This is a genomic window from Pseudonocardia hispaniensis (genome assembly GCF_042658695.1).
Classification (GTDB): Bacteria; Actinomycetota; Actinomycetes; order Mycobacteriales; family Pseudonocardiaceae; genus Pseudonocardia; species Pseudonocardia hispaniensis.
In genome coordinates, this window is sequence record NZ_JBHSQW010000028.1 from 11,568 (window position 1) to 25,322 (window position 13,755).

General features: G+C 72.9%; 13 protein-coding genes. 5 read left to right on the plus strand and 8 right to left on the minus strand.

Going from position 1 to position 13,755, the window contains the following annotated elements:
- The 5 genes from ACFQE5_RS13420 to ACFQE5_RS13440 all read right to left on the minus strand — a co-directional run.
- Window positions 1-1,507: glycoside hydrolase family 13 protein (locus ACFQE5_RS13420; RefSeq protein ID WP_379585237.1), on the minus strand; the 1,507-nt coding region annotated here is incomplete at its 3' end.
- Between the two features lie 15 nt (window positions 1,508-1,522).
- Window positions 1,523-1,906, minus strand: a complete 384-nt coding sequence (locus ACFQE5_RS13425) for a globin (protein WP_379585238.1) — start codon at window positions 1,904-1,906, stop codon at window positions 1,523-1,525.
- Window positions 1,907-1,990: 84 nt separating this feature from the next.
- Window positions 1,991-3,016 carry a mechanosensitive ion channel family protein gene (locus ACFQE5_RS13430; protein ID WP_379585239.1) on the minus strand — a complete coding sequence of 342 codons (1,026 nt, stop codon included), beginning with the start codon at window positions 3,014-3,016 and terminating at the stop codon, window positions 1,991-1,993.
- Window positions 3,017-3,018: 2 nt separating this feature from the next.
- Window positions 3,019-5,184: a prolyl oligopeptidase family serine peptidase gene (locus tag ACFQE5_RS13435; RefSeq protein ID WP_379585240.1), complete on the minus strand. Its 2,166-nt coding sequence runs from the start codon at window positions 5,182-5,184 to the stop codon at window positions 3,019-3,021.
- Window positions 5,185-5,195: 11 nt separating this feature from the next.
- On the minus strand, window positions 5,196-5,918 hold the full coding sequence (locus ACFQE5_RS13440; protein WP_379585320.1) for a pyridoxamine 5'-phosphate oxidase family protein: 723 nt from the start codon (window positions 5,916-5,918) through the stop codon (window positions 5,196-5,198).
- A 76-nt stretch (window positions 5,919-5,994) separates the two neighbouring features.
- Between ACFQE5_RS13440 and pdxR the strand changes: the two genes are divergently transcribed.
- The 4 genes from pdxR to ACFQE5_RS13460 all read left to right on the plus strand — a co-directional run bounded on the left by pdxR (window position 5,995) and on the right by ACFQE5_RS13460 (window position 10,140).
- Window positions 5,995-7,374 carry a MocR-like pyridoxine biosynthesis transcription factor PdxR gene (gene pdxR / locus ACFQE5_RS13445; protein ID WP_379585241.1) on the plus strand — a complete coding sequence of 460 codons (1,380 nt, stop codon included), beginning with the start codon at window positions 5,995-5,997 and terminating at the stop codon, window positions 7,372-7,374.
- A gap of 108 nt (window positions 7,375-7,482) precedes the next feature.
- The gene (locus ACFQE5_RS13450) at window positions 7,483-7,842 is read left to right on the plus strand and encodes a hypothetical protein (RefSeq protein ID WP_379585242.1); all 360 of its coding nucleotides are present in this window, start codon (window positions 7,483-7,485) and stop codon (window positions 7,840-7,842) included.
- 78 nt (window positions 7,843-7,920) lie between these two features.
- Window positions 7,921-8,784, plus strand: a complete 864-nt coding sequence (locus ACFQE5_RS13455) for a PaaX family transcriptional regulator (protein WP_379585243.1) — start codon at window positions 7,921-7,923, stop codon at window positions 8,782-8,784.
- A 252-nt stretch (window positions 8,785-9,036) separates the two neighbouring features.
- Window positions 9,037-10,140, plus strand: a complete 1,104-nt coding sequence (locus ACFQE5_RS13460) for a D-alanine--D-alanine ligase family protein (RefSeq protein ID WP_379585244.1) — start codon at window positions 9,037-9,039, stop codon at window positions 10,138-10,140.
- A 243-nt stretch (window positions 10,141-10,383) separates the two neighbouring features.
- Here ACFQE5_RS13460 and ACFQE5_RS13465 read toward each other — a convergent pair whose 3' ends face one another.
- Window positions 10,384-10,986, minus strand: coding sequence for a DUF3515 domain-containing protein (locus ACFQE5_RS13465; protein ID WP_379585245.1), 603 nt, complete (start codon window positions 10,984-10,986; stop codon window positions 10,384-10,386).
- Window positions 10,986-11,222 (minus strand): Lrp/AsnC ligand binding domain-containing protein, encoded by a 237-nt coding sequence (locus ACFQE5_RS13470; RefSeq protein ID WP_028928351.1) that lies wholly within the window; start codon window positions 11,220-11,222, stop codon window positions 10,986-10,988. The genes ACFQE5_RS13465 and ACFQE5_RS13470 overlap by 1 nt, the downstream gene beginning before the upstream one ends.
- Before the next feature lie 145 nt (window positions 11,223-11,367).
- Here ACFQE5_RS13470 and ACFQE5_RS13475 point away from each other — a divergent pair, with 145 nt between their 5' ends.
- The gene (locus ACFQE5_RS13475; protein ID WP_379585246.1) at window positions 11,368-12,339 is read left to right on the plus strand and encodes a thiamine-phosphate kinase; all 972 of its coding nucleotides are present in this window, start codon (window positions 11,368-11,370) and stop codon (window positions 12,337-12,339) included.
- A gap of 95 nt (window positions 12,340-12,434) precedes the next feature.
- Here the strand turns inward: ACFQE5_RS13475 and ACFQE5_RS13480 are convergent, their stop codons facing one another.
- Window positions 12,435-13,754: a (Fe-S)-binding protein gene (locus ACFQE5_RS13480; protein ID WP_379585247.1), complete on the minus strand. Its 1,320-nt coding sequence runs from the start codon at window positions 13,752-13,754 to the stop codon at window positions 12,435-12,437.
- Window position 13,755 lies beyond the last annotated feature (1 nt).

Sequence of the window (13,755 nt, forward strand, 5' to 3'; positions counted from 1 at the left end):
CGGGGGGCAGCGGAACCGGCGTCTCCGAGGCGTTGAGCGCACACACCAGCGTGCTGCCCGGCCGGCGGAAAGCCAGGCACCCCGGCGGGGCGCCGTACCATTCGAGGCTGATCTGGTCCGTCGCGAACCCCGCGTGGCTGTGCCGCAGCTCAAGGGCGCGCCGGAACATCGACAACGTCGACGCCGTGTCCTCCAGTTGGACCTCGGCGGTCAGCCCGGACCAGTCGTCCGGCATCGGCAGCCACGGTTTGCCCTCGCTGAACCCGTACCCGGGTGGGCCGCCCTCCCAGGGCACCGGTATCCGATAACCGTCGCGGCCGCGTTCGGTATGCCCCGACCGCTCCCACACCGGATCCTGCAGCGCCCAGTCGGGCAGATCGACATCGGGCAGCCCGAGCTCCTCGCCGTTGTAGAGATAGACGACCCCGGGCAGGGCGAGGGTCACCAGCGCCATCGCCCGCGCCCTGGCCAGCCCGAGCGCGCCGCCACCGAAGCGGGTGACCGGACGGGAGACGTCGTGGTTGGACAGTGTCCACGTCGGACGCGCCCCGACCGAATCGACCGCCGCGATCGAATGCTCGATCGCCGCCCGCACCTCGGCGGCGTCGAATGGGGTCTGCAGCAACCGGAAGTTGAAGCCGAGATGCAGCTCGTCGGGGCGCACGTAGCGGGCGAAGCGCTCGTCGTCACGGACCCAGACCTCGCCGATCGCCATCCGCCCCGGGTAGTGGTCGAGCATCGCACGGATCATCCGATGGACGTCGTGGACACCGTCGTCGTCGAACCGGGGGTCGCCGCCGGTGTCCCCGAGCAACCGGGCGTGGGCCCCGGTGTCGTCGGGCAGTCCCTCCGGTTTCGCCATGCCGTGCGCGACATCGATCCGGAACCCGTCGACCCCGCGCTCGCACCAGAACCGCAGCGTCTTCTCCAGATCGGCCCAGACCTCGGGGTTGGTCCAGTTCAGATCCGGCTGTTCGGGGGCGAACAGGTGCAGATACCACTCCCCGTCCGTGCCGTCCGGATCCGACAGCCGGGTCCAGGCCGGTCCGCCGAACACGCTCTGCCAGTTGTTCGGCGGCTCGGAGCCATCGGGGTCGCGGCCGGGTCGGAAGTGGTAGCGCGCCCGCTCCGGGCTCCCGGGGGGCGAGTCGAACGCCGCCCGGAACCACTCGTGCTCGCTGGAGGTGTGGTTGGGCACCAGGTCGATGGTCACGCGGATCCCGTGCTGGTGCGCGTCCTCGACGAGCGCGTCGAACGCGGCCAGATCGCCGAACACCGGGTCGACATCGCGCGGATCGGCCACGTCGTAGCCGTGGTCGGCCATCGGGGAGGGGTAGAACGGCGTCAGCCACACCGCGTCGACGCCCAGCAACTCGAGGTAGCCGAGCCGGCTCCGGACCCCGTCGAGATCTCCGACGCCGTCGGCGTCGGAGTCACAGAAGCTGCGGACGTAGATCTGGTAAATGACCGCATCACGCCACCACTCCACGGGGCGCAATCCTGCCATCCGCGGCGTGGATCCTCAGAAGTCGGAATTGACCATGCTGGCCGCGGCGTAGGTCAGGTAGGTCCAGAGCTGATCGCGGTGAGCGTCGTCCAGTCCCGCCTCGTCGACCGCGACGCGCATACAGCGCAACCACGCGTCGCGCTCGATCGGTCCGATCCGGAACGGGGCGTGGCGCATCCGCAGCCGCGGGTGCCCCCGTCGCTCGGAGTAGGTGCGCGGGCCGCCCCAGTACTGCTCAAGGAACATCCGCAGCCGGTCCTCGGCCGGGCCGAGGTCCTCCTCGGGGTAGAGGGGGCGGAGCACCTCGTCCTCGGCCACCTGCTCGTAGAACCGCGAGACGATCTTGGCGAATACCGGAGCGCCGCCCACCTCAGCGTAGAAGTTCTGCGGACTGCTCACACGGACTCCCTGTCGACGTTCGTGGGGGCGGCGTGGCCGGGTCGCGCTGCCGGCCGACAATGCCCCTGTTGCCTCATTCTTGCACTATCCCTGGACCGAACCCTTCTCGGCGCCCGCCGGGCCCTGCGGGTCCAGCAGGGACAGCGAACCGAGCGGGCGGGGGATGCCCGCCTCGTCGAAGGCGTCGGAGATGGCCGCGTTGAGCGCGCGCTGTACCGCGAACTGCCGGCCGGGGTTGACCCGGACGGTCAGCCGCAGCACCACGCCCTCGGTGGTGACCTTGTCGACGCCGAGCACCTGCGGCGGCTCGATCACGTCCTCGGCCACGTCCTGCTGCTGCAGGCGTTCGCCGGCGATACGGTCGGCGAGCTCGATCGCCTGCGCGGTGTCGGCGGTGTGCGCGAGCGGCACGTCGACGACGGCGACGGCGTAGCCCTGGCTCATGTTCCCGACGCGCAGGATCTCGCCATTGCGCACGTACCAGACGGTGCCCTTGATGTCGCGCACCGTCGTGATCCGCAGCCCGACCGCCTCGACGGTGCCGTTCACCCCGCCGAGATCGACGACGTCGCCGACCCCGTACTGGTCCTCCAGCAACATGAACATGCCGGACAGGAAGTCGCGCACGAGGTTCTGCGCGCCGAAACCGATGGCGATACCGACGATCCCGGCCGAGGCCAGGATGGGGCCGAGCGCCACCCCGAACTCGCCGAGCACCATCGCCGAGGCGACCAGCAGCACGACCGCGGAGGTGAACGAGCGCAGCACCGAGCCGATCGTGCGGGCCCGCTGGGTTCGCCGCTGGGCGGTGACCGGTGTGGTCGCGGCCCGAAGCCGGGCCGGCGCACCGCGCAGCAGCAGCCGCGTCACCCGGCCGTTCGTGGCGCCCTCGATCAACCGGTTGATCGCCCGGTGGATGAGCCAGCGAACCAGCAACGACAACACGATGATGAGCGCGATCGCGGAGCCCTTGCTCATGATCGCGTCGGCGGACGCGGCCAGGAAATCGTTGTTCGTCCACCGGTAGAACCGGGCGCACCAGGTGCCGGCTTCGCCGGCGCAGGAGGGCTGTGCGGGCAGCAGCCCCGGGGGCACGGGGACCAGATCCATGGTCAGCGCAGCTCCAACCCGGTGTGTGCGGCGAGGAACGACAACTGGTCGACGGTCAGGTCGACGGTCCGGGAAACGGAGCGGCCGCCGTGCCCGACATCGGTCTCCCGACGGAGCAGAACCGGGCGGTCGGCGACCGCACCGGTCGTCGCGGACTGAAGGGCGGCACACATCTTGCGGGCGTGCAGCGGGTCGACCCGGGTGTCGGACTCGAACACGGTGAACAGCACCGCGGGGTAGCGGGTGCCCGGCCGGACGTGATGGTAGGGGGAGTAGGACAGCAACCAGCCCAGCTCGGTCGGGTCCGCCGCGGTGCCGTACTCGTCGTTCCAGGTCCGGCCCAGCGCGAACTCCTCGTAGCGCACCATGTCCAGCAGCGGAGCGGAGCAGACGACGGCGCGGTAGCGCTCCGGCCGCTGCACCAGCGCGGCGCCGACGAGCAGTCCGCCGTTCGAGCCACCGATCAGGGCGAGCTGCTCGGCACTCGTGGTACCGGCCTCGATCAGCGCCGCCGCGGCGGCGTGCAGGTCGTCGAACACGTTCTGCTTGTTGGCGCGGTTGCCTGCGAGGTGCCACTGCTCGCCCTCCTCGCCGCCGCCGCGCAGCGACACCAGGGCGAACGCCCCACCCGCGGCGACCCAGGCCAACGCCGACGGGGTGTAGGCCGGCTCGCGGCTGAGCCCGAACCCGCCGTATCCGGTCACCAGCGCCGGGACCGGGCGTGCGGGAGTGTCCCCGGCCGGGGTGAGTACGAACATCCGCACCGTGGTGCCGTCCAGGGAACGGAACGTGCGCTGCTCGGTGCGCGTCGGGGGGACCTCGACGGTCCCCGGTGCCGCGGTCTCGAGCCGGGTCGTGTTCCGGGCAAGGTCGAAGCGGTGTACCTGAGGCGGGGTGAGGAGGTCGGTCCAGCCGATCCAGAGCCGCCCGCGCTGCTCGGGGGTGTCCAGGTCGGCCGTGCTCAGCCCGGTGAGCGACCCGGTGCCGGGCAGCGGGACGGTGCCGCGCGGAGTGCCGTCGACCGCGTGGTGCAGCGCCACCTCGGCCACGGCATGCCGGGAACGGGCGAGCACGAGCAGCGGGCCGTCCCCGTCGGTGGGTTCCAGCCAGCGCACGCCCTCCAGTACGGAGCCCGGGTCCTCGGCGACCAGTTCGCGCCAATGCTCGCGCTGCGGGGTACGCGGGTCGGTGACGCACAGCCGCCAGCGCGGGGCACCGTCGGTGGTGCGCAGGTAGAGCCGCCCATCGCGCTCCACCCATGCGGTCGCCTGCACGTCGTCGTCCTGGGTCAGCACCGGGGTGAGCGGGCCGGGTTTGCCGTCGGTCAGCTCGGCGATCCAGATGCTGTCGCGCCGCGCGGTGCCGACATTGGCGGTCACGACGAGCCAGCGTCCGTCGCGGGAGGCCCGCACCCCGTAGTAGGTGTGCTCGTCGTAGAGACCGGGACCCTCGACGAGCTCGTCGGCGACGGGATCGGTGCCGATGCGGTGCCGCCAGATGCGGCGGTGGAAGTCCTCCTCGCCCGCGGGCACCTCGCCCGGGGCGACCTTGCGCACGAAGTACAGCTCCTCGCCGCCGGGCAGCCAGGCGATATCGGAGTAGCGGCAGCGGTCGATCGGGCCGTCGACCGGTTCACCGGTCGTGACGTCGAGGACATACAGGATCGACTGCTCGTCTCCGCCGCGGGAGACCTGATAGGCCAGCAGGGTCCCCTCCAGGCTGGGCGTCCAGGCGTCCAGGGTGGTGAGACCGGTCGGGTCGAGCTCGAGGGGGTCCAGCAGCACCCGCTCACGGAACCCGCCCGTGCCGTCGGGTTCGCGGACCAGCACGGCGGCGTGCTCCTGGTCGGGCAGGCGCCGGACGAAGAACGCCCGGCCGGCCCGCCACAGCGGCGCCGACACGGAACCCGACGACAGGAGCGCCCGCACCGTCGCGGTGAACCGCGCGCGGCCCGGCAACGCGTCAAGGTGTTCGCGGGCCAGCACGTCCTGCGCGGCCGACCAGGCTCGGGTGCGCGGGTCCTCGGGGTCCTCGAGCCATCGATAGGGGTCGGCGACGTCGTGGCCGTGCAGCCGTTCGACGAGGTCGAGGCGCTCGGCTCCGGGGTAGACCGGAGGGGGCGGAGCTGCGGTGCTCGGAGGTCCGGTTCGCTGGCTTCGCTCGCTCACGCGCCAGGAGATTACGGTACGGTCTCGGACGGGTTCCGGCCCCCAGCCGCGTCCGGGGGCGATGAGGTTGTCCTCGTGGCCGAGCGGGTGTGCACATGCGCCGGGACCGGGGTGCCGGGCGCGAGTCGCGGACACGGCTCAGGGGCGCCCCAGTGGGTGTGCAGCGGCAGCACGCCCGCCCAGTACGCCGGGTCGGCGATGTCGCGGTCCTCGTCGCCGGGCGGCCCGGTACGGATCTTGACGCTGGCCTCGGCCAGGTCGACCGCCAGCACCGCGGTCGCCGCCATCTCCTTTCCGTCGGGGAGCCGGGCGTGGCTCCACGATCCCGGCGCCAGGTGCTCGACGATGGCGCGAAGCCCGGTCAACTGCTCGCCACGGTCGGTGACCGGCCGGGCGGTGCCGTGCACGACGGCGCTGCGGTAGTTCATCGAATGGTGAAACACCGATCGGGCGTAGACGATCCCGTCCAGGAGCGTCACGGTGACGCAGACCGGGGCGCCCGCCGCGGCGGCGCGCAGTGTGGCCGCGCCCGTGGAGCCATGGAGGTAGAGCACGTCGTCGACGCGTCCGTAGCCGGTGGGGAGCACGACCGGTGCGCCCCGAAGAACCACACCCAGGTGACAGACCAGGCCGGCGTCGAGGACGGCGTGCAGATCGGCGCGGTCGATGCGCGCGCGGCGCCTGCCCCGCTTGAGCGTGCTGCGGGCAGTGGGGGACAGCGGTCGGTCCGAGATGGTCACGGGCCCAGCCTGACTCCCGAAGTGGCACTCTGGCAGGGCCAATTCGTGCGGAAACCGGAGGGCCGATCCGATGGGCGATCCGGAGATCCCGCCGATCGCCCTCGATCGCTCCGGTGCCGTGCCGCTCGGCGTTCAACTGGCCACGGCGCTGCGCGCGGCGGCGGCGACGGGGGTGCTGCGGGTGGGCGACCGGCTTCCCTCCACCCGGGCGCTGGCGGTGACGCTCGGGATCAGCAGGACCGTCACTGCCGCGGCGTATGACCAGCTGCTGGCCGAGGGCTGGGTCGCCGGGCGGCGGGGATCGGGCACCTACGTCACGGCCGCGCCACCGTCCGTGCCACCGTCCGTGCCGCCGCGACCGGCACCCCGGGCACCGTCGGCGGCCGGGCGCGAAGGCCTGGTCGACCTGCGGGCGGGGTCACCGTGCATCGAGGCGTTGGACCGTTCGGCCTGGCGCCGGGCCTGGCGGGCGGGGGCCGACCTCCCCGCCGACGCCTACCCACGGCCCGAGGGGGACCAGGCGTTTCGCACGGCGGTCGTCGACCATCTGCTGCGGCACCGCGGGCTGCCCGCCGATCCTGCCGAGGTCCTCGCCACCGCGGGCAGCACCGCCGCGATCGCGGAGCTCGCCCGCGTCCTGCCGCGCGGCGGCGCGGTCGCCGTCGAGGAACCCGGATACCGGCGGGCCGCCGCGGCGCTGGCGGCCGGCGGGCTCGATGTCGTCCCGGTGCGGGTCGACGAGCACGGCCTCGATGTCGAAGCCCTGCCGACCGGCCTCGTCGCCGTCTACTGCACCCCGGCCCACCAGTTCCCGCTCGGTGCGCGGCTCCCGGCGAACCGCCGGGTCGCGCTGGTGGAGCGGGCGCGCGCCGAGGGCATGCTCATCATCGAGGACGACTACGACGGCGAGTTGCGCTACGACGTCGCCCCGCTGCCCCTGCTCGCCGCGCTCGGACCGGACGTGGTGGTGCATCTGGGCACGGCGAGCAAGCTGCTCACCCCGACACTGGGTGCCGGCTGGATGGTTGCCCCGCCCGCCGTACGGGCCGCCGTGCTGGACCACCGCGACCGCACCGGCGTGCGCCCGTCACCCGCCGGGCAGCGGGTGCTCGCCGCACTGGCGGCGCACGGCGACCTCTCGCGCCACCTGCGGCGACTGCGGTGCGAACTGGCGAACCGGCGGGTCCGGGTCGTCACCGCCCTCGCCGGTGCTGGACTCCCGGTGCGCGGGGACGCGGCGGGCGCCCACCTGGTCGTCCCGCTCCCGCGGCGCGACACCGAACACGCGGCGCTGGCCGCGGCCGCCGCCCGCGGGGTGGCCCTTGACGGTCTGACCCGCCATTACGGCGGGTCCGCGCCACGCGCGGGTCTGGTGCTCGGCTACGCCGGGCCCGCCCGGGCAGACCTGGAGCCGGCGTTGGACGTCGTCGCCGATGTTCTGCGCCGTTGATCGGCCGCGGGCCCTGTCGGGGTTGTTGGTCCGGAGCCCGGATGGCCCGACAATGGTCGGTCTGGTGCAGCGACGCGGCCGGACAGCGGCGGCTGTGAGGAGGACGGCATGGGTCTGACCGGACTGTGGATCAGGACTCTGCACGATGGGCTGGTCCGTGCCGACCAGGTCATCGGCATCGAGTCGCACAGTACGCCCGAGCTCGCCGGTAAACCGCCACATTGGCTGTTGAACGTGGTGCTGGCGGTGCCGACGGGCAGCGGCGATCGGAACGGCTGGGACGTCACCGCGCTGCACCGAACGCTCGCACAATCCTCGACCGAGGCCACCGACGCGCCCGTCGAGCTGGCCAAGCTCCTGGCGGAGCTGGGAACCAGCACCGCGTGCGGCGTCCTGACGGCGAAGACCGAACGCAGCGGAACGGTGCGGTTCGCCTTCGAGCCGTTCGAGGTGCCCGCCCCGGTCTAGCGAGCGCCCACCTCCGCAGGCGCCGGCGGATGAACGCCGACGCGCCGAGACAGGCACCGGGACGGCTATCGTGGATCGGTGACCGTCGTCGAGGATCCGGTGCGCGGCGGACGCCCCTTCGCCGCGGCCCAGCCACGGCAGCTGATCGTGACTCTCTACGGACTCTATGCCCGCCAGAACGAGGGCTGGCTGTCCATCGCGTCGGTGGTGCGGCTGATGGCCGACCTCGGAGTTGACGGACAGGCGGTCCGGTCGTCGATCTACCGGCTCAAACGGCGGGGTCTGCTGATCGCCGAGAAGGTCGGCGGGACCGCAGGCTACACGCTGTCGCCGACCGCCCGGCAGATTCTCGACGAGGGCGACGCCCGCATCTTCGGACGGCGGCGGGCGACGCTCGACGACGGATGGCTGCTCGTCGTCTTCTCGGTTCCGGAGTCGGAGCGCGACAAGCGCCACCAGCTGCGCTCGCAGCTCACCCGGCTCGGGTTCGGCACCGTGGCGCCGGGGGTCTGGGTGGCACCCGGGCACCTGGAGACCGAGGTGCGCGAGGTCCTGGAACGGCGCGGGCTCACGGTGTACGCCGAGGTCTTCCGCGCGCAGCACCTCGCCTTCCGCGACCCCCGGGAGAACGTGCGAGGCTGGTGGGACCTCGAAGCTCTGCGTGAGCTCTACACCGACTTCGTCGAGCGGTACCGGCCGGTCCGGGAGCGCTGGTCGTCCGGAGTCGAGCGCGACGCGGCGCGGGCGTTCGCCGACTATGTGCAGGTACTGACCGCCTGGCGCAGGTTGCCGTACGCCGACCCCGGCCTCCCGCTGGCACTGCTGCCGGCGGACTGGAACGGGTTGGAGGCCGAGAACGTGTTCGCGGCGCTGCGCGAACGGCTGGCCGGTCCGGCACGCGAGCACGCCGGCGCGGTGCTGGTGCGGCCCGTCCGGGCCTAGCCGCCGGGTGCAGGTCCGCGGCGGGGTGCGGTGTCGTGGCCGATCTCGCCACTGGTCGCCGGGTGCCGAGGACGCATGTCGGCACGGCTCGCCGTGACGCCGGGCATCCGGGAGCTGCTGGAGACGATGCGCCGGACGGGCCGCCGGCTACCTGCCGACCGTCGGTTCACCGAGCGAGCGGGCCCCCGAAAATCGACCTGCGGGAGCGGCACGTCGGGTCCTGTGCCGGTGACGCCGCTACCCTCGGCGTTCATGAGCGCAACGGATCGAAAGGTGCGGGTGGCCGTCGTCTTCGGTGGCCGCAGCAGCGAGCACGCGATCTCGTGCGTCTCGGCCGGGAGCGTGCTGTCGCACCTGGACAGCGAACGCTTCGAGATCCTCCCGGTCGGCATCACCCGCGACGGTGCCTGGGTACTCGGTTCGCGCGACCCGGCGCGGTTGACGATCAGCGAGCGGCGGCTGCCCGCCGTCGACGCCTCGGGCACAGCGCTCGCGTTGCCCGGGGACCCCACCCGAGGGGGGCTGGTGCGTCTCGACGCCGACCGCCGCGGGGAGCTCTTCGCGCAGGTCGACGTCGTGTTCCCGGTTCTGCACGGCCCCTACGGTGAGGACGGGACGGTGCAGGGGCTGCTGGAGATGGCCGGCGTCCCGTACGTCGGGGCGGGCGTACTGTCCAGCGCCGCCGGCATGGACAAGGAGTTCACCAAGAAACTGCTCGCCGCGGAGGGCCTGCCGGTCGGCGACCGGGTCGTGCTGCGACCCGGCACCGCCACCCTCACCGACACCGAGCGCGAGCGGCTGGGGCTGCCGGTCTTCGTCAAGCCGGCCCGGGCCGGTTCGTCGGTCGGGATCACGAAGGTCTCGGACTGGGCCGCTCTCGGTGCCGCGGTCGAGGCCGCGCGGGTGCACGACCCCAAGGTGCTGGTCGAGGCGGCGATCGTCGGTCGTGAGGTCGAATGCGGGGTGCTCGAGTTCCCCGATGGTGCGGTGCGGGCCAGCGTTCCGGCCGAGATCCGGATCGTGGGGCCCGGCCCGGAGTTCTACGACTTCGAGGCGAAGTACCTCGACGACGTCTGCGAGTTCGACATCCCGGCGAAGCTCGACGACGCGGTCACCGAGCGGGTGCGCGAGCTCGCGGTGGCCGCGTTCCGGGCGTTGGACTGCCAGGGGCTCGCACGCGTCGACTTCTTCGTGGGGCCACGCGGCGAGCTGACGATCAACGAGATCAACACTATGCCGGGGTTCACCCCGATCTCGATGTACCCGCGGATGTGGGCGGTCACGGGGGTGGACTACCCGACGCTGCTGTCCACGCTGGTTGACACGGCGCTCGCCCGCGGGACCGGATTGCGCTGAGCCGACGTGGCCCGGGCGTACTGACCGAGAGGTGGGCCAGTGGCGCCCGGGCCCGGAGGTCGCCCCGGGCGGGACCGTGATCGGCGATTCGGTGGCTACCACCGCGTTCTGCGCGGCTCGCGCCGCCACAATGATGATCACGACCTCGGGTGAGGAGTGAACTGAAGGTCCCCCCGACTCGCGCTCGGAAATACCCCGACTCGCGCTCGGAAATACCCCGACTCGCGGGGAGGGGGACGGCGGTCAGCGGACGGCGATCGGGGTCGGGGGCAGGGTTGTGCGGACCGCGTCCGACACCGCCTGCAGCGGCCCGCTGCCGACCGTGGAAGGCATGGTGAGGACCACATAGACCGGCCGATCGACCGCGACGTAGCTGCTCAGGGTCGGATCCGGGGCGATGTCGGTGAGCTGCAGCCAGTTCACCCCGTTGATCTCGATGAGCGGCGAGGACGGGGTGAGCTCCACGGGCCGCGGCAGCCCACAGCGCAGCACGACGGGGCGCGGCGCGGCCACCCAGGCACGCACCCCGGCCGGGGCCGGAGCCGACAGCGGACGCTCGGGGAGCGGCTCCTCGGGGCCCGGCAGCTCGGCCGGGACGGCACCCAGCACGGAGGTGCACTCGGGGGAGCCGGCACCGGGTGCGTCGACCGGGGCCACCGCCAGCGGCCCGGTCTCGGCCGGGGCCGGGGCGGCGGCGTCCGGGCCGCCGATGCCGCGGACCCGGACGACGATCGCGATCGCCGCGACCACGACCGCCAGCAGGACCGGTAGCGTGATCGCGACAATGACCGCCGGCCGGGGTCGCTCCCATCGTCCGGTACGGCTCTCGGGCGCTGCCACAGGCATCAGCTCAGCTTGACGACGGGGCAGGTGAGGGTGCGGGTGATACCACTGACCCCCTGCACCTGGGCCACCACGAGCTGCCCGAGCTTGTCGACGTCGTCCGCCTCGGCCCGGACGACCACGTCGTATGGTCCGGTGACGTCCTCGGCCGAGATGACCCCGGGAATGCCGGCGATCGAAGCCGCCACGGCGGCCGCCTTGCCGACCTCCGTCTGGACCAGGATGTAAGCGTGAACCACGGCGTGCCCCTTCCATGTCGGGATGTCCGTCGCGTCATCCCGATGGCGCGGCGGTCGTGTCGGGTAGGAAAGTCGGAAGCCGAACGTACCGGAGGTGGCCGCTGTGCCTATATCGTCGAGGGCCTCATCCGGGGGAGCCGAGGGGGTGAATCCCGCGACCACCCAGCCGGAGACGCTCGCCGAGCTGGGGGAGTTCAGCCTCATCGATCGGGTCACCGCCGGTCGGCCGCTGTCGCCAGGGACGTTGCTCGGCCCCGGTGACGACGCCGCGGTCGTCGCGGCGCCGGACGGCCGGGTCGTCGCCTGCACCGATGTGCTCGTCGAGGGCGTGCACTTCCGATTCGACTGGTCCACTCCGGAACAGGCAGGTCGCAAGGTCGCGGCGGCGAACCTGGCCGATGTGGCGGCAATGGGTGCGGTGCCGACGGCGCTGCTGGTCGGGCTGGCCTGCCCGGCCTCGACGCCGGTCGCGACCCTGGAGGGCCTGGCCGACGGGCTCTGGGCCGAGGCCAGGGCGTCGGGGATCGGCGTGGTCGGCGGGGACGTGGCGGCGTCGGCCACGCTCGTGATCTCCGTCACGGCGCTCGGTTCACTGGAGGGCCGCGAACCGGTGACCCGCGCGGGTGCCCGCCCCGGTGACGTCGTCGCGCTGTGCGGGCGGATCGGCTGGGCCGCCGCCGGACTGGCCGTCCTGCATCGCGGGTTCCGCTCGCCGGTGGCGGTCGTCGGGGCTCATCGAGTTCCCGAGCCACCCTACGCCGCCGGGCCTGCCGCGGCGCTGGCCGGGGCCACCGCGATGATCGATGTCTCGGACGGGCTGCTCGCCGACCTCGGACACGTCGCGGAGGCCTCCGGGGTTCTCGTCGACGTGCACAGCGGCGCGCTCGAGGTGCCGATGCGGCTGCGCGAGGTGGCGTCCGCGCTGGGCACCGATCCGCTGCACTGGCTGCTCACCGGCGGCGAGGATCATGCGCTGGTCGCGACCTTCCCGCCGGGGGGTGCGCTGCCGTCCGGCTGGACCGTGATCGGTGCGGTTCGCGAGGGTGCCCCCGCCGTGCTCGTCGACGGTCGCCCGTACGCGGGTTCGGGGGGCTGGGACCACTTCGCACGAGGCTGAGCGCGGCGCTCACCCCGCGTATGCCGGATCAGCCCGTCGAGCCGGGCCTCGGCCGCGGTGCCGGCGCAGCCGAGCGTGGGCATTCCACCACCGGTTCAGCGCCGCGGCACGGGCGTTCCCCGGATCGAGGCATCCAGCAGCTGCACCGGGTGCAGCAGCGCCAGGTCGTCGTCGAGGTACTTGCCGATCTGCAGCAGGCACCCCGGGTTGGCGGTGACGACCACCCGCGGCGCCACCGATCGCACGTTGGCCGCCTTGCGCTCGCCCAGCTGCGCCGCGGCGTCCGGCTCGACCAGGTTGTAGATGCCCGCCGAGCCGCAGCACAGCTCGGCCTCGGGGAGGTCGACGAGCTCCAGCTCCGGAATGGAACGCAGCACCGCCCTCGGCTGGGCGCGGACCCGCTGGGCGTGCCCCAGATGGCAGGCGTCGTGGTAGGCGACCCGACCGCGGAACGGGTGCCGAGGCGCCCGCGGTCCGCCGTCGTCGAGCAGGTCGGCCAGCACCTCGTGCACGTCGCGCACCCGGGCGCTGAACGCCTTCGCACGCTCGGCCCACACCGGGTCGTCGGCGAGCAGGTGGACGTACTCCTTCATCGACGACCCGCACCCCGCGACGTTGGTGACGATCGCGTCGACCTCCAGGGCGTCGAACCGGGCGATCGTCTGCCGGGCCCTGGCCACCGCGTCGGGTTCGCGACCCGCGTGCAGTTCCAGCGCCCCGCAGCACTGCTGGTCCCGCGGTACCAGCACGTCGCAACCCTCCGCGGCGAGCACCCGCACGGTGGCCTCGTTGACCCGGTGGAAGAACACGTCCTGCACACAGCCGGACAGCAGCGCGACCCGGGAACGCCGTTCGCCGACGGCCGGGGTGAAGACCGGCAGGCGCGCGAAGGCGTCGCGCACGGTCACCGGCGGCAGCAGCGACTCCAGGGCGCCGAGCCGCCCGGGCAGCCGCGTCGCGAGCCTGCGCACCGCGGGCACCCGGCGCAGCCTCTGGTAGAGCGCCCCGGGCAGCGCCGCCGCGCGCAGCCTGCGTTTGTACGGGAACAGCGCGAAGATCGCGTCCCGGAAGAGCCGGTCGGCCCGGGATCGTTCGACGTTGCGCTCGAGTTGCGGGCGCACCGACTCCAGCAGCCGGTCGTACTGCACGCCGGACGGGCAGGCCGTCACGCAGGCCATGCAGCCCAGGCAGCGATCGATGTGTTCGTGGAACGGGCCCTGCAGCGGGATCTCGCCCTTCTCGGCGAGGTTCATCAGGTAGATCCGGCCGCGCGGGGAGTCCATCTCCTCGCCCCACAGCTGGTAGGTGGGGCAGGTGGGCAGGCAGAACCCGCAGTGCACGCAGTCGTCGAGCAGGTCGCGCTCGGGCGGGCGGTGCGCGTCGAAGGCACCGGGGCCGGCGGGGGCGGTGGTCACG

Bases quoted from the DNA above. Each gene is read 5' to 3' on its own strand.
- pdxR (WP_379585241.1), top strand. From the start codon at position 5,995: ATGGGCGATCCGGAGATCCCGCCGATCGCCCTCGATCGCTCCGGTGCC.
- ACFQE5_RS13460 (WP_379585244.1), top strand. From the start codon at position 9,037: ATGAGCGCAACGGATCGAAAGGTGCGGGTGGCCGTCGTCTTCGGTGGC.
- ACFQE5_RS13465 (WP_379585245.1), bottom strand. From the start codon at position 10,986: ATGCCTGTGGCAGCGCCCGAGAGCCGTACCGGACGATGGGAGCGACCC.
- ACFQE5_RS13430 (WP_379585239.1), bottom strand. From the start codon at position 3,016: ATGGATCTGGTCCCCGTGCCCCCGGGGCTGCTGCCCGCACAGCCCTCC.
- ACFQE5_RS13450 (WP_379585242.1), top strand. From the start codon at position 7,483: ATGGGTCTGACCGGACTGTGGATCAGGACTCTGCACGATGGGCTGGTC.